The organism is Solirubrobacter ginsenosidimutans (assembly GCF_027587205.1).
The window spans coordinates 34,835-53,158 of the sequence record NZ_JAPDOD010000030.1 but is presented as its reverse complement, the minus strand read 5'-3'; the positions used below and the strand labels follow the sequence as shown (position 1 = coordinate 53,158).

General features: G+C 71.1%; 16 protein-coding genes. 7 read left to right on the top strand and 9 right to left on the bottom strand.

Translation table 11 applies throughout. The features are described from left to right. Positions 1-25 precede the first annotated feature (25 nt). Positions 26-1,240, top strand: coding sequence for a radical SAM family heme chaperone HemW (hemW, locus tag OM076_RS27525; protein ID WP_270043324.1), 1,215 nt, complete (start codon positions 26-28; stop codon positions 1,238-1,240). A 25-nt stretch (positions 1,241-1,265) separates the two neighbouring features. Here hemW and OM076_RS27520 read toward each other — a convergent pair whose 3' ends face one another. After that, on the bottom strand, positions 1,266-1,682 hold the full coding sequence (locus tag OM076_RS27520) for an acyl-CoA thioesterase (protein WP_270043323.1): 417 nt from the start codon (positions 1,680-1,682) through the stop codon (positions 1,266-1,268). Between the two features lie 183 nt (positions 1,683-1,865). On the opposite strand from OM076_RS27520, the gene OM076_RS27515 reads away from it, so the two are divergent. Beyond that, the gene (locus OM076_RS27515) at positions 1,866-4,061 is read left to right on the top strand and encodes a M4 family metallopeptidase (protein ID WP_270043322.1); all 2,196 of its coding nucleotides are present in this window, start codon (positions 1,866-1,868) and stop codon (positions 4,059-4,061) included. A gap of 67 nt (positions 4,062-4,128) precedes the next feature. Here the strand turns inward: OM076_RS27515 and OM076_RS27510 are convergent, their stop codons facing one another. Then, a complete protein-coding gene (locus OM076_RS27510) occupies positions 4,129-5,187 on the bottom strand; it encodes a hypothetical protein (RefSeq protein WP_270043321.1) in 1,059 nt (352 codons plus the stop codon). A gap of 155 nt (positions 5,188-5,342) precedes the next feature. On the opposite strand from OM076_RS27510, the gene OM076_RS27505 reads away from it, so the two are divergent. Next, entirely contained in the window at positions 5,343-7,814 is a 2,472-nt protein-coding gene (locus tag OM076_RS27505; RefSeq protein ID WP_270043320.1) for a metallopeptidase domain-containing protein, read from the top strand. 120 nt (positions 7,815-7,934) lie between these two features. Further along, a complete protein-coding gene (locus tag OM076_RS27500; RefSeq protein WP_270043319.1) occupies positions 7,935-8,747 on the top strand; it encodes a G1 family glutamic endopeptidase in 813 nt (270 codons plus the stop codon). Positions 8,748-8,759: 12 nt separating this feature from the next. Here the strand turns inward: OM076_RS27500 and OM076_RS27495 are convergent, their stop codons facing one another. After that, positions 8,760-9,182: a cupin domain-containing protein gene (locus OM076_RS27495; RefSeq protein WP_270043318.1), complete on the bottom strand. Its 423-nt coding sequence runs from the start codon at positions 9,180-9,182 to the stop codon at positions 8,760-8,762. Between the two features lie 97 nt (positions 9,183-9,279). On the opposite strand from OM076_RS27495, the gene OM076_RS27490 reads away from it, so the two are divergent. Next, positions 9,280-9,909, top strand: a complete 630-nt coding sequence (locus OM076_RS27490; RefSeq protein ID WP_270043317.1) for a TetR/AcrR family transcriptional regulator — start codon at positions 9,280-9,282, stop codon at positions 9,907-9,909. Here OM076_RS27490 and OM076_RS27485 read toward each other — a convergent pair. Then, positions 9,906-10,757, bottom strand: a complete 852-nt coding sequence (locus OM076_RS27485; protein WP_270043316.1) for a methyltransferase domain-containing protein — start codon at positions 10,755-10,757, stop codon at positions 9,906-9,908. The genes OM076_RS27490 and OM076_RS27485 overlap by 4 nt on opposite strands. A gap of 46 nt (positions 10,758-10,803) precedes the next feature. Here OM076_RS27485 and OM076_RS27480 point away from each other — a divergent pair, with 46 nt between their 5' ends. Further along, entirely contained in the window at positions 10,804-11,376 is a 573-nt protein-coding gene (locus OM076_RS27480) for a hypothetical protein (RefSeq protein ID WP_270043315.1), read from the top strand. Here the strand turns inward: OM076_RS27480 and OM076_RS27475 are convergent. Further along, on the bottom strand, positions 11,373-13,103 hold the full coding sequence (locus OM076_RS27475; protein WP_270043314.1) for a hypothetical protein: 1,731 nt from the start codon (positions 13,101-13,103) through the stop codon (positions 11,373-11,375). The two genes, OM076_RS27480 and OM076_RS27475, sit on opposite strands and share 4 nt — an antisense overlap. Positions 13,104-13,168: 65 nt before the next feature. On the opposite strand from OM076_RS27475, the gene OM076_RS27470 reads away from it, so the two are divergent. Beyond that, the gene (locus tag OM076_RS27470) at positions 13,169-14,308 is read left to right on the top strand and encodes an NAD(P)/FAD-dependent oxidoreductase (protein ID WP_270043313.1); all 1,140 of its coding nucleotides are present in this window, start codon (positions 13,169-13,171) and stop codon (positions 14,306-14,308) included. Here OM076_RS27470 and OM076_RS27465 read toward each other — a convergent pair. The 4 genes from OM076_RS27465 to OM076_RS27450 are packed head-to-tail and all read right to left on the bottom strand — an operon-like array spanning position 14,305 to position 18,249. Next, the gene (locus OM076_RS27465) at positions 14,305-16,215 is read right to left on the bottom strand and encodes a PfkB family carbohydrate kinase (RefSeq protein ID WP_270043312.1); all 1,911 of its coding nucleotides are present in this window, start codon (positions 16,213-16,215) and stop codon (positions 14,305-14,307) included. The genes OM076_RS27470 and OM076_RS27465 overlap by 4 nt on opposite strands. Before the next feature lie 5 nt (positions 16,216-16,220). Next, entirely contained in the window at positions 16,221-16,568 is a 348-nt protein-coding gene (locus OM076_RS27460) for a VOC family protein (protein WP_270043311.1), read from the bottom strand. Positions 16,569-16,592: 24 nt separating this feature from the next. Further along, positions 16,593-17,894 carry a vanadium-dependent haloperoxidase gene (locus tag OM076_RS27455; protein WP_270043310.1) on the bottom strand — a complete coding sequence of 434 codons (1,302 nt, stop codon included), beginning with the start codon at positions 17,892-17,894 and terminating at the stop codon, positions 16,593-16,595. Between the two features lie 10 nt (positions 17,895-17,904). Continuing rightward, positions 17,905-18,249, bottom strand: a complete 345-nt coding sequence (locus tag OM076_RS27450) for a hypothetical protein (protein WP_270043309.1) — start codon at positions 18,247-18,249, stop codon at positions 17,905-17,907. Between the last annotated feature and the right edge of the window lie 75 nt (positions 18,250-18,324).

Below are 18,324 nucleotides of genomic sequence, written 5' to 3'. Positions count from 1 at the left end.
GCGGGGAGCCTAGACTCCCCGCGCCGTGGCCCGTCTACCTCAAGGAGATCCCGCGCCCGCCGACGGCGCCCTGCCGGCCGAGGCGCTGGCGGGTGTCGGAACGCGACCGTTCGGGTTCTACGTGCACGTGCCGTTCTGCGCGTCGCGCTGCGGGTACTGCGATTTCAACACGTACGTGCCCGGCGAACAGGGCGCCGAGCAGGCCGCCGGCTACGTCGGTGCCGTGCTCGCCGAGATCGACCTCGCGGCGCAGGTGCTCGCGGGGTCGTTGCCGCGTGTGGACACGGTCTTCTTCGGCGGCGGCACGCCGTCGCTGCTGTCGGCCGCCGAGCTGACCCGGATCCTGGGCCGGATCGACGAGCGCTTCGGCCTCAAGCCCGGCGCCGAGGTCACCACCGAGGCCAATCCCGAGTCGGTCGATCCCGGCAAGCTCCAGGCGCTGCGCGAGGCCGGCTTCAACCGCCTCTCGCTGGGGATGCAGAGCGCCGTGCCGCGGGTGCTGGCGACCCTCGAGCGCGTGCACTCGCCCGGCCGGCCACAGCAGGCCGTCGCCGAGGCGCGCGCCGCCGGCTTCGAGCAGGTCAGTCTCGACCTGATCTACGGCACGCCGGGCGAGACCGCGGACGACTGGCGCCGCTCGCTCGACGCCGCGCTGAGCGCGCGGCCCGACCACCTCTCGACCTACTCGCTGATCGTCGAACCCGGCACGCGCTTGGCCGCGCAGGTGCGCCGCGGCGAGCTCGTGGTGCCGGGCGAGGAGGTGATCGTCGACCGCTTCGAGACCGCCGAGCGCGTGCTCGCCGAGGCCGGGATGGCGTGGTATGAGACCTGCTCCTGGGCGACCGGTGAGGCTGCCTGGTGCCGGCACAACCTCGGCTACTGGAGTGGGGGCGACTGGTGGGGTGCCGGGCCGGGCGCGCACAGCCACATCGGTGGCGTGCGGTGGTGGAACGTGCTGCACCCGCGCGCGTGGAGCGAGCGGCTCGCGGCGGCCACGTCGCCGGCGGCGGCGCGCGAGCTGCCCGGCGAGGAGGAGGTCCGCCTGGAGCGCGTGATGCTCGGTCTGCGGCTGCGATCGGGCGTCGCCCTCGGCGAGCTGACGCGCGCGGGACGGGCCGCCGCCGAGCGCCACGTCGTGGGCGGGCTGCTGGAGCCGGCCGACCACGGCGCCGGCCGCGCCGTGCTCACCCTGCGCGGCCGCCTGCTCGCCGACCCGGTCACGCTCGACCTGGCCGCCTGAGACCCGCCTCGCCGCGGGGCGCGGTCTAGTCGCGCACCAGGCGCTGCAAGGCGTCGCGCAGCCGGCCTTCGATCGGCGCCGGCCGGCGCGTCGCGCGGTCGACGAAGACGTGCGTGAACGACCCGGTCGCCGCGAGGCCGGAGTCCGTGGCCAATCCGATCTCGTAGGTGACGCTGGAGCGGCCGAGCTTCGCCACCCGCAGGCCGCCGGTGACGTCCTCCGGAAAGGCGATCGCGGCGTGGTAGTCGCACTGCGAGGCGGCACACACGCCGATCACGTCGCCGGCATGGATGTCGAGCCCGCCTTCCTTGATCAGGTAGGCGTTGATCAGGGTGTCGAACAGCGCGTAGTACTCGACATTGTTGACGTGGCCGTAGATGTCGTTGTCGGCCCAGCGGGTGCCGAGGACGCGGCGGTGCGGGTAGGCGTCGAGCGCGCTCACTGCCGGTGAAGTGTGGCGAACCAGCACCGGTGCCTGACGGAACCCGTCAGCGGAACGTCTGCGAAGCGTCAGCGCGTCTGAGAAGGATGCGTCCTGTTCATGTCGTCCTTCGCACGATCGCTCGCAAGGAGCACGCAACGAATGCACCGCAGGTACTCGATCGCCGCAGCTGCACTGACGTTGATGGGTCTGACCGCTACGACCGCGCAGGCGGCGAACTCCCCGGCGGCCGATAAGGCCGCCGACTATGTGAAGACCCGTCCCTCGAAGCTTCACGCGAGCTCGTCGGACACCTTCCACCAGCAGCAGGTCATCTCGAGCAAAGATGGTCTGCAGTACGTGCCGTACGAACGCAGCTACAAGGGCCTGCCGGTCCTCGGCGGCGACTTCGTGGTCGTCACGAAGGCCGACGGCCAGGTCGCGTCGACCGCCGTCGCCCAGGACGAGACCATCAACGTCTCGACGACGCCCAGCATCTCCGAGGCGCAGGCGGCGCAGACCGCGACGTCCAAGCTCGCCGGCACCGTCGACGGCGTCGAGAGCACCGACCTCGTCGTCGATGCCACCGAGGACACCCCGAGGCTCGCGTACGAGACCGTCGTCACCGGTCACCGCGGCGCCATCCCGAGCCGGCTGCACGTGGTCACCGACGCCACCACCGGCGCGGTGCTGTCCACGCAGGACGAGGTCGTGGACGGCAACGGCACGGGCTGGATCAACGGCCCGAACCCGCTTGCGATCAACACCAGCGGCTCCGGCGCGTCGTTCAACATGACCGACGGCACGCGTCCGGGCATCTCCTGCCGCAACTACACCGGCAAGGGCGTCCTGACCGGCACCGACGACAACTGGGGCGACGGCAACGGCACGAACATCGAGACCGGCTGCGCCGACGCGCTGTTCAGCGTCCAGCGCGAGTGGGACATGCTCAAGAACTGGTACGGCCGGTCCGGCATCAACGGCTCCGGCAGCGGCTTCCCGCTCTACGTCGGCCTCAACGACACCAACGCGTTCTGGGACGGGACGAGCGTCACGATCGGCCACAACACGGCCGGCCAGTGGATCTCCTCGCTGGACGTCGTCGGGCACGAGTTCGGCCACGCGATCGACTCCAACACCCCCGGCGGCCAGTCCACCAACGGCGTCTCCGAGGCGACCGGTGACATCTTCGGCGCGCTGAGCGAGGCCTACGCCAACGAGTCCGCGGCCTACGACGCGCCGGACTACACGGTCGGCGAGAAGATCAACCTCGTCGGCAGCGGCCCGATCCGGTACATGTACCAGCCGTCGCTCGTCGGCGATCCGAACTGCTACTCGGCCTCGATCCCGAACACCGAGACGCACGCCGCGGCCGGCCCGCTCAACCACTGGTTCTACCTGCTCGCCGAGGGCACCAACCCGGCCGGCAAGCCCGCCAGCCCGACCTGCAACGGCACCACGATCACCGGCCTCGGCATCCAGAACGCCGGCAAGATCTTCTACAACGCGATGCTGTCCAAGACGACCGGCATGACGTACCTGAAGTACCGCACCGCCACGCTCACCGCCGCCAAGAACCTCTTCCCGGCCAACTGCACCGCCTTCAACACCATCAAGGCGGCCTGGGACGCGATCAGCGTCCCCGCTCAGGCGCTGGACCCGACCTGCACGATCGCCGGCGCCACCACCGCCACCAACCCGGGTAACCAGACCGGCAACGTCGCGACGCCGCTGTCGCTGCAGCTGGCCGCCACCGGCGGCAACGGCACCTACAGCTGGACGGCCACGGGCCTGCCGGCGGGCCTCGCGCTCAACGCCTCCACCGGCGTCATCTCCGGCACGCCGACGACCGCCGCGACCTACACGACGACCGTGACCGCGACGTCGAACGGCACCTCCAACAGCGCCACCTTCACCTGGACGATCGCCCCGAAGTCGGCCTGCGCCAGCCCGGGCAACAAGCTCGGCAACCCGGGCTTCGAGACCGCGAACGCGCCGTGGACCGCCACGGCGGGCGTCCTCGGCAACACCTCCGGCCAGGCCGCGCACACCGGCACCAAGTACGCCTGGATGAACGGCTACGGGACCACCCACACCGACACGCTCCAGCAGACGGTCACGATCCCGGCCGGCTGCGCCAACTACAGCCTCTCGTTCTGGCTGCACATCGACTCCGCCGAGACGACCACGACCGTCGCCTTCGACAAGCTCACGGTGACGCTCGGCGCCACGACCCTCGCGACCTACTCCAACCTCAACAAGGCCAGCGGCTACGCCCTGAAGACGTTCAACGTCTCCGGCTTCGCCGGGCAGACGGTGGTGCTGAAGTTCTCCGGCACCGAGGACGCCTCGCTGCAGACGTCCTTCGTCGTCGACGACACCGCGCTCAACGTGAGCTGACCTGACCCCGGCAAGGAAGCCACACGAACGCCCCGGCCACGCCGGGGCGTTCGTCGTTGTGGCGCGGCTACTTCTGCCACACGGCGAGCACCTTCTTGAGGAACTCACTCGTGTTGTAGTTCTGCTTGTCGGAGTCGCACTCGAAGTACTCGTCCACCGGCTCGAGGTCCACCTTGGGGGGCACGGCCTTCTTGACGCGCATCTTCACCGTGTGACCCTCGATGTCGACGATGTAGCGCTTGCCGGGGACGAAGTTCGCGGAGTGGCTCAGCTTGTTCCACGGCGTATTGCCGCTGAAGATCATCTTGTAGCCCCACTCGTTCATCACCGTCAGGCGCGTCGCCGTGTCGTCGTACTCGATGCCGGCGCCGATGTACTTGTCGTGGAGCTTCTGGACGACGGTGTGGACCTCGTCCTCGACCTCCTCGTCGCCGCCGATGATGCCGCGGGTGAAGTCGATGCCCTCGTTCTTGTAGAGCGCGATCAGCACGCAGGTGCGCGTCCAGTAGAGCTTGCGCACGCCGCGTTCGTCCTCGGTCCCCGGGATCTCGTCCATCACGGACTCGCCGGCGCGGGGGAGATCCGGCGCGCCCGGCAGGAGATCCTTGAACTGCGGCAGGTAGCTGATCGCCTTCGCGACCTTCGTCCGCGTGTCCAGCGGGTCCGCGAGCGGTGGTTTGAACAGGCGGTCGTGCGCCGCCGCGGAATCCGAGAGCGCCTTCGTGATGCCCGCGTCGTCCGGGTTATCCGAGTAGGTCGCGGCCTCCGCACGCAGATCCGTCACGGGGACCGTGCGCAGGCTGTGCAGCTCGTCGACGCCGAGGCCGATCTTCAGCGCCTTGCGGAACTTCTGGCTGCCGCCGTCCCACAGGTCGCGGACGGTCTTGGACTCGCTCGTCTCGTCGACGTAGCCGAGCGCGTCGTTCCATTTCGCGCTGAGCCCGCCGAACGTGTCCGGGACCGCCAGCTGGTTGTGCGCGCCGCTGTACATCAGGCGCTGGATGACAGCGCGGTTCCCGGCCGCCGATTGCAACGCGAGGACGTTCGCGGCCGGCGTCGTCTGTGAGCGCGGCTGTTCCTCGTCGCGCTGCTCCTCGGGGCGGCGTCGCCGCGTCCGTTCGACCATGACAACCCGTGTTTATCACGTCAACACGGCCCGGCACAAGCGACGAAGAAGCGTCGTATGCGAGGCGCGCAATCGTCCGACAATCGCATGATGCTCATCTGGATCCGCGGGCGTAGCTTCGGCCGCAGGGTCTACGAAGAAGGAGAGCATCGCGGATGAGGTTCCGACGGACGACGCTGCTCGCCGGCGCGGCGGTAGTGCTGCTCGCTCCGGCCGCAGCGCACGCCGACACGCTCAGCGGGGCGCAGTTCAACGGTCTCACGGAGATCGACGTCAACAGCGGCGCGGATCTGGCGGGGATCGCGCCCGAGAACGTGACGATCACCAAGCCGGGCGGCGCGACGGTGCCGGCGGCGGCGATCACGATCGCGAGCACGACCGGCAACCGGCTCGTGGTGCGCCTGAAGGCCGACCAGTTCGCGCGCACCACGTCGCAGGGGACGACGATCGCCACGTCGGCGTTCGCGGGTCACACGGCGGAGGCGCCGGTCAGCGTCGCGCGGGCGGGGGAGCCCGCCGCCAACGCCCACATCCTCGGTTCCAGCCAGTGGACCGACAACGGCTGGAGCACGAGCCTCACCGACCCGTCCTTCCATGACCCGGTGACCGGGCAGGACGGCCTCTACCGGTTCAAGGACCTCACGCCCAACACCGATGACGCGGGCGCTCCCGTCGTCTGGAACAACGGCGCGGTCACGACGCCCGCGCACCGCGACCTGAAGATGCTCGTGCTGTTCGTGCAGTTCCCCAACCGGCTGGCGACGAGCTCGCCCGCCGGCTGGCAGACGATGCAGCCCTACATGGACTTCTTGGCGCCCGCGTCGGCGTTCTGGAACACGGCGTCCTACGGGCAGCTGAACGTGCAGTTCGACTCGCCCCAGGCGAGCGGGAACCTCGGCTGGATCACGATGGACAAGAACGCGAACCTCTACACGTGGGACGCGCAGACGCACAACATGTTCGCCTACTCGCGCGAGGCGTTCCAGAAGGCCTACGACCAGTTCGGGATCAAGGCCGACGACTACGACGAAGTGCTGATCATGCCCGCGCGCGGCACCTCCGGCCTCGCCAACGGTCCGGGCAACATCAACCGTGACCCGACCGACGGCGAGCAGACCAACACCAACCAGGTCGCCTACGTCGACCATGACGGCAAGACGCACTATGTGAGCACCGTCATCACCGCCGGCAACGACATGTTCTCGTGGGGATACCGCTGGATCAATCACGAGTTCGGCCACACGGTCGGCCTGCCGGACCTCTACTCGTACTACACGACCATCGGCGGCACTCGCGTCAACCAGTTCTTCTGGGTCGGCGGCTGGAACATCATGGGCAACATCGGCGGCCACGCCAACGACTACTCGGGCTATGAGAAGTACAAGCTGCGCTGGCTGCGTGACGACCAGGTCGACGTGGTCTCCCAGCCCGGGTCCTCGACGCACGCGATCACGCCGCTGGAGACGCCCGGCGGCAGCAAGATCGTCGTCATCCGCACCGGGGTCTCGACCGCCTACGTGGCGGAGTTCCGGACCAAGCTCGGCGTCGACGGGCTCGACAACCGCGCCAAGTACCAGGGCGTGCTCCTGTACCGCATCGACGCCTCTCAGTGGGAGCAGTTCGAGCGCAACGCCGACCTGCAGGTGATCTCCAAGCAGTACTACAACGACCCGGCGGTCGGCGGCCCGCTCAACAAGACCGGCGTCTGGCGCCCGATCAACACCTCGCTCACCGGCCTCGACACGCAGGGCGCGCTGTGGGGTCCGGGGGACACCTTCGAGGACCCGGCGACCGGCGTGCGGATCGACTTCGGGGCGATCGGCGACTACCTCGCCTCCAACCCGGCCAACAGCCCCTACACCGCCGATGACACCGCGACGATCACGGTCACCAAGGCGGGCGCCTCGTCGCTGAACGTCCCGGTCGCTCTCAGCGACGCGAAGCTGACGAGCCCGACGACGCTGAGCTTCAAGTCCAGCGCCGAACTGCAGGACCGCATCACGGACTCCAACAGCATCAACAACGGGCACTACGTCTACGTGCGCGAGGGCTCCCGCCTGACCGCGGGGGACGTGACGCTGATGCGCGGTGACGGCAGTGTGGTGCCCGCCTCGGCGATCACCGGCATCACGGTCTCGCCGGGCGGCGCCGAGCTCACGCTGGCGCCCGGCACGTTCCCGACGGCGGCCTCCGCACAGGGCCTGACCGTCGCCACGAAGCCGTTCTTCTCCTTCGGCGCGGCGGCGGCGACCCCGGTGGTCTCCCAGCTCGCAGACGTGGGCGGAACGGTGCCGGCGACGCTGTCGCTGGCGTTGAGCGGACCGGTCAGCCTGGGCGCGTTCACGCCCGGCGTGGCGAAGGTCTACAGCACGTCATCGACGGCGACGGTGACGTCGACCGCGGGTGACGCGACGCTCACCGCCGCACCCGCGGGACGGCTGGCCAACGGCGCGTTCTCGCTCGGCCAACCGCTGCAGGTCACGGCGGCTCCGGCGACGTGGACCGGCCCGGTGTCCAACGACATCGTGCAGCTGACGTTCTCGCAGGCGATCGGCGCCACCGAAGCGCTGCGAACCGGCACCTACTCGACGACCGTGACGTTCACGCTGAGCACGACGACGCCGTAGTCGCCACCGCTGCTCCGGGCCGCGACGGCGGTCCGGAGCACGTGGGGTCGTGCGCGCGTGCTCAGCAGGTTCCCAGGGACTTCTGAGACAACGCACGGCCCGCGGGCCGATCGTGGAGTCATGACCAGATTGCGAATGATTCCCCGCCGCCTGGCGGCATTGGTCGCGGTGACGGCAATGCTCGCCGTGCCGGCCGCGGCCAAGGCGCAGACGGTGAACGCCGCCGAGGCGGCGACCAGCAGCAACTGGGCCGGCTACGTGGCGAGTGGGAACACGTTCTCGAGCGTCTCGGGCACCTGGGTCGTGCCGCGGGCCAAGAGCGACACTGAGGGCTACGAGGCGACCTGGGTCGGCCTCGGCGGCGCCGACGAGAGTGCCGGCGCCCTCGAGCAGGTCGGCACCGAGTCCGACGACGTCAACGGCCACGCGACCTACAGCGCCTGGTACGAGCTCGTGCCCAAGGCGCCGGTGACGCTCAAGCTCAGCGTTCACCCCGGCGATCGCATGACCGCGAAGGTCGCGGTGAACGGCACGACGGTCGTCGTCTCGATCTCCAACGCCACGACGGGCAAATCGGTGACCAAGACGCTGCACATGACCAGCCCTGACACGTCGAGCGCCGAGTGGGTCGCCGAGGCACCCTCCGTCCAGACCGGCGACGGCAACTACCAGGTGGTCCCGCTGGCCGACTTCGGCAAGGTCACCTTCGCCAGCGCGACCGCAAGCACGACCGACGGCCACACCGGCACGATCAGCGACTCCGCCTGGACGTCTGAGCGGGTCGATCTCGTGTCCTCCGACGGCGGCTTCGGCGGCGGTTTCCACGGCGGGCGGGGCATGGGCCGGCGCGAGCTGACCAGCGGCGAGGCGACCACGTCCTCGCTGACCGGCTCCGGGTCACGCTTCAGCGTGACCTGGAACCAGACGACGTGACCGGCCGCGTTGTCAGGCGGGCACCGGCTCGCCCTGCTTGAGCGTCGCCAGCCCGATCGGCTGCAGCGGCTCCGCGAAGGTCGAGAAGATCTCGCTCTCGCAGAAGAAGCCGACGACCTTCAAGGGCTCCTCGCCGGTGTTGGCGATGCCATGGGGGACCATCGCCGGGATGACGGCGAGGTCGCCGGCGCGCACGCGGCCGCGCTCGCCGCCGACACGGGCTTCGCCTTCGCCGGCGACGATGTAGAGGACCTCCTCGGCGCTGTCGGTGTGGGTGGGGAGGTAGTCGCCGGGCTGGACTTCGAAGTAGACGACCGCGGTGTGCTCGGCGCCGGTGAAGCAGTTGATGGGGAAGGCGGGAGACACGCGTCCGCGCGGGTCGCTGTCGAGGTGGACCTCGAGCAGGGCGAGGTCGGGAGTGGATGCGGTGAACATGGGGAGGATGATCCTTTCGTCATACGACGTTGTATGATGATTTGAACGACGTCAGCGTACGTCCGTCGCAGCGATCTGTCAAGATCGTCATACACCCATGTCTGCCGAAAAGGTCACTCGCCGCTATCAGCTCCGCAAGCGCGCCGATGCGGTGGAGGCCACGCGCCGCCGCATCACCGAGGCCGCGGTGGAGCTGCACGGGACGCTGGGGCCGGCGCGCACGACGATGACCGCGGTGGCCGAACACGCGGGTGTGCAACGCCAGACGGTCTACCGCCACTTCGCCGACGAGGAGCAGTTGCTGGCCGCCTGCTCGGCGCACTTCTCCGCCCTCTACCCGTGGCCGGACGCCGCACCCTGGCGGGCCATCGCCGACCCCGCCGCGCGCCTGCAGACCGGGCTCGAGGAGCTGTACGGCTGGTACGAGCTCACCGAGGCGATGTGGACCAACGTGCTGCGCGACGAGACGCTCGTCGCCGCGCTCGGGCCGGCGTTGGAGCCGATGCGTGCGTACCTCGACGACGCGGCGCGCGCACTCGCCGCGGGCTGGGGCGCGCGTGGCCGGCGTCGCGCGATGCTCCTCGCCGCGACCCGCCACGCGGTCGACTTCCACACCTGGCGCTCGCTCGCGCGTGACGGCGGTGTCAACCGCGCGGGTGTGGTCGAGCTCACCTCCGCGATGGTCAGCCGAGCGGCCCGCCCCCGCTCTGGCGCGGGCTCCGCTTAGGCCCGGGTTCGATCGTCCTGGGGGCGGTCGGCGGTGCCGAAGACGACGTCGGTGCGCAGCGTCAGGACCGCTCGTGAGCGGAGCTCCGTGATCACGCGATCGTGGAGCGCCTCGCGCTGTGCCGGATCGAGGGCGTCGACGGTCGCGCGGTAGCCGGATCCGAGTACGACGTCCCAGAAGTCGTCCGGCCGGCCGAGGCGCTGCTCGCCGGCGGCGGCCTCGACCTTCGCGCCCGCGAGCCCGGCGCGCTCGAACAGGCCGTTGAGGGCGTCGGGCGTGGTGATCTCGTCCCAGGGGTTGAATGCCTTGTAGAGCGACGGTTCGATCTCGCGGACGGTCTCCCAGAACACGCTGCTCGCCGGCTCCCACAGACCCGGGCCCCACGTCGTGATCGCCAACGTGCCGCCCGGGCGCACGAGCCGCCACATCTCGGCGACGAATGCCTCCATGTCCGCGACGAAGAAGACACCGAACACGCAGACGACCGCGTCGAACGAACCGTCTCCGAACCCGGTGGAGCGAGCGTCGTCGAGCCGGAACTCGACGTTGCGCAGCCCCTCGCGCTCGGCTCGGGCGCGGGCCTCGTCCAGCAGCGCTGCGGCCACGTCGATCCCGATGACGGTGCCCGCCGGGCCGACCGCGCGAGCGGCCGGGATGGCCGACGCTCCCGCGCCGCAGCAGAGGTCCAGCACCGCCTGTCCGGGGGAGAGGTTCAGGCGCGACACGGTCGCGGCGCCGTACCGGTCCCAGAACGCGAGCGAAGGGCAGTTGAAGTGGTCGGCCGCGGCCGCGTACGTCCGCGCGGCACGCCGCCCATGCTCGTCGCTCGGCTCGTCGTCGCAGGCCACGAACGCCAACCTCTCTCTTGAGCAATCCTACGGCAGAATATGCGCCATGCGCACGTTCGATCCGGTCCGGATCGGTCGCCTGGAGACCATCGCCTGGGTGACGTACTACCGGCGCGAATGGCTGCGCTTCCTGCGCGCCGCGGTGGGGCTGACGTACGAGGCGTTCCACCTCGGCTGGTGGCGTACGCTGTACGGCGCCTGGCTGGTGCTGCGGGCCAACCAGCTGTGGGCGCCGGTCCCGGATAACGATCCCGACGGAGCGCAGCGGACGATGCGCCGGTTCTACGCGCTCGTGGCGGCGCGGCACGGCGAGACCTTCGACGTCGACGAGGCCGCCCGGCTCGAGATCGAGTGGTGGCGGGTGCACCGGCACCATCAGCGCGACGATCCCTCAGGCTCCGAGCAGCCGCTGGTCGACGCGCTGGCGGCGTTGTGGGCGCACGTCTACGCCGTCGATGCCGGCGCCTTGCGGCAGGCCGCCGGAGAGCGTGCGGACGCGATGCGCGACTCCGACCGCTGGGTCGACGCGGGCTGCCGGCTCGACAGTGCGTTGATCGGGCAGGAGCGCGCCGCGCTCATCCGCTCCTACGCCGCGCTGCTCGCGGTCGTCCACCGCTAGCGTGCCCAGCGCACCTCGGCCTCGCCGACCACGTCGCCGTCCTTCGCCGAGGCGTTCACATCGGCACCGGCGACGAGCGCCCGCACCGCCCGCGCGGTGTCCTCGCCGAGCCAGCCGCCGGCGCGCTCGAGGAGCGCGGCGAAGTCCACGCGCACGCGCGTGGCCGCTTCCGGCGCCGGCTCGGTCCGCATCGCCGCCACCTCGCGCGCCAGTTCGGCGGAGGATGCGACCACGAACGCGTCGCCGATGAGCCCGTAGACGACGCGGTTCGGACCGGAGCCGTTCTCGAGCCCGGTGACCTCGTAGAGCTGCTCAGAGCCGGCGGCGGCGAGCTTGCGCACGTCCACGCCGGCCAGCAGCGCGAACGCGGCGGGCGTCAGCGGTGCATCCGGCGCGACCAGCAGCAGGCTCGTCAACCCGGTCGCGCCGAGCCCTTGGAGTCCTTCGAGGATGCCTGGGAGGTCCGGCGCGATGCGGTCCAGCAACGCGCGCATCGCGGCCGGATCGCGCAACGTGGAGCGTGCGCCGAATGCGACCGAGCCGTCGCGACCGGGTCGCAGCACGCTGAATGACGGCCCGGAGAACTGCCGCAACACCGCGTCCTCGAACTTCAGACCCTCGCGGGCTTCGAGGCGCTCGACGCGGCGCACGAAGCGCGAGTCCGGGTACAGCTCCCGCGCCAAGCGGGCGAGGAACACCGTGGTGCGGCTCTGATCCGCGGATGCGCTGGACACGCCTTCGCCGGAGGGAAGCGCAAGCGGGCCGGGACCCGGTAGCGGCAGCTCGTCGTCAGCCAGCCCTTCGAAGTCCATGAGCGCTGTCGCCCGCGCGGCCTCCTGATCGAGCTTGAGCCGCACCTCCGTGCTGCGCAGCGCCCGGCCCGCGGTGCTCGCGAGCGCACGCTGCAACTCCTCCCGGTCCAGCCAGGCGCCGAGCACCGTCGGCGCGAGGTGAGCGGCGACGAGAGACTCGCCGAGCTCGGGCATCGCCGGCCCGTCTCCGGTGGCCTTCAGCCGCTCGCGGAGCAGCGCGTCGGCCTGGTCTTCGTCATCCGCCAGCACCGCGACGAGCGTGTCGTCACCGAGTACGCCCACACCCTTTCCCAAACGGCGTGCGCCGTCGATCCCCGCGATCGGCGTCGACTCGAGACCCTGATCGCGCAGCTTGCCGAGCGCGCGTTCGAGCGCGTCGGCGTCCGCGACGCGGTAGGCGGCCGTGACCGTCGTGGAGGGTTGGCGCATGTCCTGCTCGCGGAGCGCCGACTCCACCTCCTGGGGGTCCATCGGCTTCCCGTCGTAGTCGAAGTAGCGCGATCGGCCACCGGTCACGCGGGTGGCGTTGGAGTCGAATCGCTCGAGCACGTCGCGCGCGCTCGCCGACAGCGGCGGCGCCGGCTCCGTGCGGACCCCGAGCTGCAGCGTTCCGCCGAGCAGCGGCAGGATGTCGTCGGCGAACGAGAGGCCGGTCGACGACGTCAGCGCCTCCAGCGCTCCGTTGAGCGTCGGCGGGGTGAACTCCCCGGCGTCGAGCCCGCCCTCCCGGACGGCGCGCGCATACAGCCGCTTCACCTGCTTCCAGTTGGCACTCGCGTAGTCCAGATCGATCGCGACGACGGCGTCCGAGCGGGGATCGAGATGGCGCGCGGTCTCGGCGCCGTCCGAGCTCCCGCACCCCGCGCTCGCCACGCAGATCGCAACGGCGGCGATGATGGCGACCAGGCGGCGCACAGCGCGTCTCATCTACCCGCCGCAGACCGCCGGCAAGCGACGCTGATCGAAGTAGGATCGCGAATATGAAGCGACACGTCCTGATCCTCGGTGCCGGCTTCGCCGGGCTCGAGCTGGCGACGCGGCTCTCCGAGACGGTTCCGGATGCGGTCCGCGTCACGTTGCTCGACCGCAACGACTCGTTCTATTTCGGCTACTCCAAGCTCGAGGTGATGCTCGGTCGCGAGTCGGCCGACGCGGTGAAGATGCCCTATCGCGACATCGCGAAGGACGGCGTCGAGTTCCGGCAGGAGCGGGTGGTCGGTATCGATCCGGTCACGCGGCGGGTGGCCACCGACGCCGGCGTGCACGACGCCGACTTCCTGGTCGTGGCCATGGGCGCCGACTACGACATGGCGGCGACGCCGGGCTTTGAGGCGGGCGGCCACGAGTACTACACGCTGGCCGGGGCGGAGCGGCTGCGCGACGCGCTGGCCGATTTTCAGGGCGGGCGTGTGCTCGTCTCAGTGCTCGGGGCGCCGTTCAAGTGCCCGCCGGCGCCGTTTGAGGGGTCGTTTCTCCTGCACGAGCACTTCACGCGTCAGGGAATCCGCGACGACGTGCAGATGGCGACGACGTTCCCGATGCAGCGCCCGGTTCCGGTGACGGGCGAGGTCTCGCAGATGTTCCGCGAGGGACTGGCCGCACGGGGCGTCGAAGAGCTCCCGCAGGAACTGGTCACGAGCATCGACCCGGCGGCCCGCGTGGCGCAGCTGAAGAGCGGCAAGACGATGCCCTACGACCTGTTCGTCGGGATCCCCGTCCACCGGGCGCCCGATCCGCTCGCGGCCTCGGGACTGGCGGTCGATGGATGGGTCCCCGTGGACCAGACCAACCTCAGGACGCGCTTCCCCAACGTCTACGCCATCGGTGACGTCAACTCCGGCCCGCGCACCGTCCCGAAGGCGGGGATCTTCGCCGAGTCGGCCGCGCTGGTCGTCGCCGATGACATCGCGGCGGAGATCTCGGGCGGCGAGGCGCCCGCGCCGTACGAGGGGTGGGGCATCTGTTACGCCGAGTTCGGCCACGGGCTCGTCAGCAAGGTGGAGGTCAACTTCCTGGGCGGCCCGTCCCCGGTGGCCGCGCGCAACGAGCCGTCGCTCGCGTACGCCGCCGAGAAGGCGGAGTTCGGCGCCTCGCGCCGCGCGCGCTGGTTCGGGCGCTAGCTCCGGCCGTTCACCAGGCGTTCTGTGACATCGAGTCGCGGCGCCGTGACGGGTCCCCAGTTGGCCACGACCACGGACGCCACGGCGTTGCCGTACAGGCACGCGCGCGCGGGTGATTCGCCGCGGGCGAGCGCGGCGGCGAACGCGCCGACGTGCGCGTCGCCCGCGCCGGTGGTGTCGACCACTTGCGTCGGAAAGGCGGGGATGTGCTCGACGCCGCCGGCGGTCGCGAGGCGGCAGCCGTCGGCGCCGTTGCGCACGATCGCGCCGCGCAGGCGCGGGCCGCGGGCGAGCACGGCGCGCGGGTCGGTGTCACCGCCGGTCAGCACGCTCGCCTCGCGGGCGTTGAGGCTGATCCAGGTCACCTGCGCGAGGACGGCGTCGAGCAGGTCGGGCGGGATCTCGTCGACCAGCGGGCAGGGGTCGAACAGGATCTCGCCGTGCAGCCACTCCACGACGGCTGGTCCGTGCGGGTAGACGAGGTCGTAGCCGGAGAGGTAGACGAGGTCGTCCTCACGCAGCGCGATCGCGGCCAGGTCCTCCGGCGCGAGGTGGGCCTCGGCGCCCATCGTGGTGACCATCGTGCGCTCGCCGGTGGCGTCGACCATCACGACGCAGAAGCCCGTGTCCTCGCCGGGCGTCGGATCGAGGAGCGCCTCGACTCCTTCGGTCGCCAGCGCCCCCGAGACCATCCGGCCGAAGTGTCCTGAGCCGATCCGCCCGAGGTAGGCCGCGGGCATGCCCTGGCGGCGTGCCGCGCCGAGGATGTTCAGGCCGCCGGCGACGATGATCGACGCGCCGCTCGCGAGCATGTCGTCGCCGCGCACGGGTGGGTGCTCGATCCGCATGCCGATGTCGATCAGGATGCTGCCCACGTGGACGAGGCGCCGTTGGGCGGGAGCGGCGGGCGTGCGCGCCGGACGCGGGCGAGCGCCGGCCCGGAGCGCGAGCAATCCCTCGGCGAGGCGCTCGAGGTCCAGCGCATTGACCGCGCGGATGCGCTCGAGCGCGGCGGGCGGGAACGCATCGACGCCGGTGGCGGCGCCGACGATCGCGCCGGTCATCGCCGCGACCGTGTCGCTGTCGCCGCCGAGCCTCGCGGCGGTCAGGGAGGCCTGCCACGGGTCACTGGGGTGGAGGGCGGCGATCGCGAACGAGGCCGGCACCGCCTCCTGCGTGGCGACGCCGGTGCCGACGAGCGCGTAGACGTCGTCGAGCGACGTCAACGTGAGCGCCCACTGAATCCGGCGCGCGACGTCGGCGCCCGCGACGTAGTGGCCGTAGCCGGCGCCGCGCGCCGCGGCCTCGATGCCCACCGCGAGCGCCGCCCCGGTGCCCACGCCGTCGATCCCGGCGGACACGGCGGCCGCGACCGCCGCCGCGCCGGCGATCGCGACGCTCGTGTCGTGGGTCAGGCGGCTCGTATGCGCGACCCGCTCCAGCAGCAGCTCGAGCGGGCGGGGCGGCGTGGCGATCCCGACCGGGGCGATCCGCATCGCGGCGCCGTTGGTGTCCCCCCAGCGGCCCGCGTTCTCGATGTCGCCGGCGGCGAAGCGCTCGAGCGCGCGGCGCGTCGAGGGGCCGAGCAGATCGAGCGAGCCGGCGGCGAGCATCCGCTGCTCCCACGCCATCAGCGCGTGCGCGAACGCGTGCTGGTCGACGTCCCCGCCGCCGTCGATCAGCGCGCGGGCGAGGATCACCGCCTGGTCGGTGTCGTCGGTGACCCGGCCCGCGGCCAGCCCGGCGCTGATCTCGTTCTCCTCCGGGCCCGGCTCGAAGCCGGTCAGGGTCCCATAGAGCGCGGCGATCCGCTCGCGCGAGAGCAGCTGGGTCGGCATCCCGAGCGCGTCGCCGATCGCGAGCCCGTAGAGCGCGCCGAGGGCCCGGTTCTCGATCTCGCGCGACATCGCCTTCACCCGAGCGGGGTCGGATGCTTGGGCTCGTACAGGTGTAGTTCGCCGCCACCGGGCAGCCGGAACGCGGTCAGGAGCCCGAACCGCTCGTCGCTGATCTCCCGCGTGAACTCGACGCCCTTGGCGCCGAGCTCCGCGACGGTCGCGCCGATGTCATCGCACATCAGGTAGAGCTCGTGGCGCTCGTCGCCGTCGGAAGGATGCGCCGCGAGCTCGGCCGGCGGCAGCGCGAAGATCAGCCAGCCGCCGCCGGCATCGACCGAGCGCAGCTCCAGCACGTCGCGGAAGAAGGCGCGGTCCGCCTCCGCGTCGCGCGTGAAGACGATGGCGTGGACTCCGGTGATCATCCCGGGGAGTCTGATCGGTTATCGCTAGCCGCGTTTGAGGACCGGTCCGAAGTAGTGCCGGTGCAGGTAGCCCGCGACCTTGCGGCCGAGGATGGCGCCCTGGAGGTCGGCGGTCCGGAAGTGAATTCCGGCCCAGACCCGGGCGTCGATGTTCTCCTCGAGGGCGTCGGAGAGCCGGTGGTAGGTCCGTGTGGTGCCGGACTTGTTGCTGGTGAGGCTGAACGTGAGCCGGTCGGTGCCGAAGAAGTCCTGGAGCGTCCGCACGATGGCGCCGGCCGCGCAGTTGTGGCCCGACGGGTGGTCGGGGAACGGCGGCGTGCTGAGGGCGGGCGGTGAGGCCACCGGGGTGGCCGGATCGAACAGCGGCGTCCACGCCGGGTCGGCCTCGGTCTTCGGGTTGCCGTCGCTCGCCGCTTCGCGGATCGCCGTGATCGGGCGCCAGAAGTTCCAGTGGTACTTGTTGTTCCAGCAGCCGATGGCCGCGTCCGCGGCGGCGAGGTCCTCGATCGCGAACAGCCGTGCGGTGTCCGCGGTGTCGAGGTGCTGATCGGCGGCGATCGTCCGGAAGGCGCGGTTCCAGAGCGCGAAGGCCGCGTCCTGCCAGAAGATCGCCGCATCGGTCTGGTCGGGGGTGCGGGTCGTGCTGGCGAGCGCGCCGACGCTCTTGATCTCGTCGAAGTCCCGGGTGTAGGCGCGGCTGGTCAACGCGTTGGGTGGGTCGGTGCGGAGCAGTTCGACGTCGGGGACGAGGAAGGGGCGTACGTTCCCGACCCAGGGCGCCGGGTCGGCCGCGAAGAAGGGCGCGGTCGGTCGCCACGCGCCCGGCGTGGTCCCGATCACGGGCGTGAACGGGCCGAAGCGCCCGTCGTTCTCCCGCGCCGAGAGCATCGCGGCGGCGGCGGCCTCGCCGTCGGCGATCCCGCGCGTCTTCGCCCCGCGGGGGAGGTCGGCGACGGCGGCCAGCGACGCGTCATAGAGCGGCTGCAGGGTTGGTGCCTGCGCCGGGAACAGCGTCACCAGGACGCGGTAGGCCGCGGTCGCCACGGCCGCGTCCTTGGCGTCCGAGCGGCGGGCCGGAGGCTCGGGGAGGTAGGGACGGTGGGAGCGATCGATCGCATTGACCGCGTCGTAGACGGCTCCCTGCACCATCGCGAAGCTCAGGACCGAGACGGGCGGCGGTTGGCCGGCGGTGGACACGATCGCGGTCGACGCGTAGCCGTTCCAGTCGCTCACGGCGTTCGCGTGCGCTACCGTCGGCGCGACCATTCCTCCGAGTGCGGCGGCGCCGACGAGCGCGCCGAGACGACGGGTGTTCGGGCGGTACATGTGGATCTCCTTAGTGGGCGGTCGTCGACGGCAGGCGCCGAGCGGCTTGCGCGCCGGCGGCGGCGAGCAGGACGGCTGCGGTCACGCCGGCGCCGATGGCGCCGTCGACCCAGCTGAAGCCCTCGCTGACGGTCACGATCCGCGTCGTCGTGGCCGGCGCGGTCTTTGCCGGCGCCGCGATGGCCTCGGCCCGGGCGTCGAGTTGCTCATGCAGCACGGCGAGGCTGTGCATCGTCCTCGCGTGGCTGGCCGCGTCGATGCGATTGGGCGGGCCATCGGTGCTCGCGAGCGCCGCGGCGGGGCTGACGGCGACCAGCGAGGCGACGAGGACGGAGGTGGTGAGCTTGAAGTGCACGGTGACGCTCCTGCGGTGGGGTGGAGTTGACCCCAACGACGATGCGCTTCACCGGTTGGCCCGCGGCCCGAGTCG

Coding starts and splice junctions, on each gene's coding strand:
- OM076_RS27515 (WP_270043322.1), top strand. CDS start 1,866: ATGGGTCTGACCGCTACGACCGCGCAGGCGGCGAACTCCCCGGCGGCC.
- OM076_RS27510 (WP_270043321.1), bottom strand. CDS start 5,187: ATGGTCGAACGGACGCGGCGACGCCGCCCCGAGGAGCAGCGCGACGAG.
- OM076_RS27505 (WP_270043320.1), top strand. CDS start 5,343: ATGAGGTTCCGACGGACGACGCTGCTCGCCGGCGCGGCGGTAGTGCTG.
- OM076_RS27500 (WP_270043319.1), top strand. CDS start 7,935: ATGACCAGATTGCGAATGATTCCCCGCCGCCTGGCGGCATTGGTCGCG.
- OM076_RS27495 (WP_270043318.1), bottom strand. CDS start 9,182: ATGTTCACCGCATCCACTCCCGACCTCGCCCTGCTCGAGGTCCACCTC.
- OM076_RS27490 (WP_270043317.1), top strand. CDS start 9,280: ATGTCTGCCGAAAAGGTCACTCGCCGCTATCAGCTCCGCAAGCGCGCC.
- OM076_RS27480 (WP_270043315.1), top strand. CDS start 10,804: ATGCGCACGTTCGATCCGGTCCGGATCGGTCGCCTGGAGACCATCGCC.
- OM076_RS27470 (WP_270043313.1), top strand. CDS start 13,169: ATGAAGCGACACGTCCTGATCCTCGGTGCCGGCTTCGCCGGGCTCGAG.
- OM076_RS27465 (WP_270043312.1), bottom strand. CDS start 16,215: ATGTCGCGCGAGATCGAGAACCGGGCCCTCGGCGCGCTCTACGGGCTC.
- OM076_RS27460 (WP_270043311.1), bottom strand. CDS start 16,568: ATGATCACCGGAGTCCACGCCATCGTCTTCACGCGCGACGCGGAGGCG.
- OM076_RS27455 (WP_270043310.1), bottom strand. CDS start 17,894: ATGTACCGCCCGAACACCCGTCGTCTCGGCGCGCTCGTCGGCGCCGCC.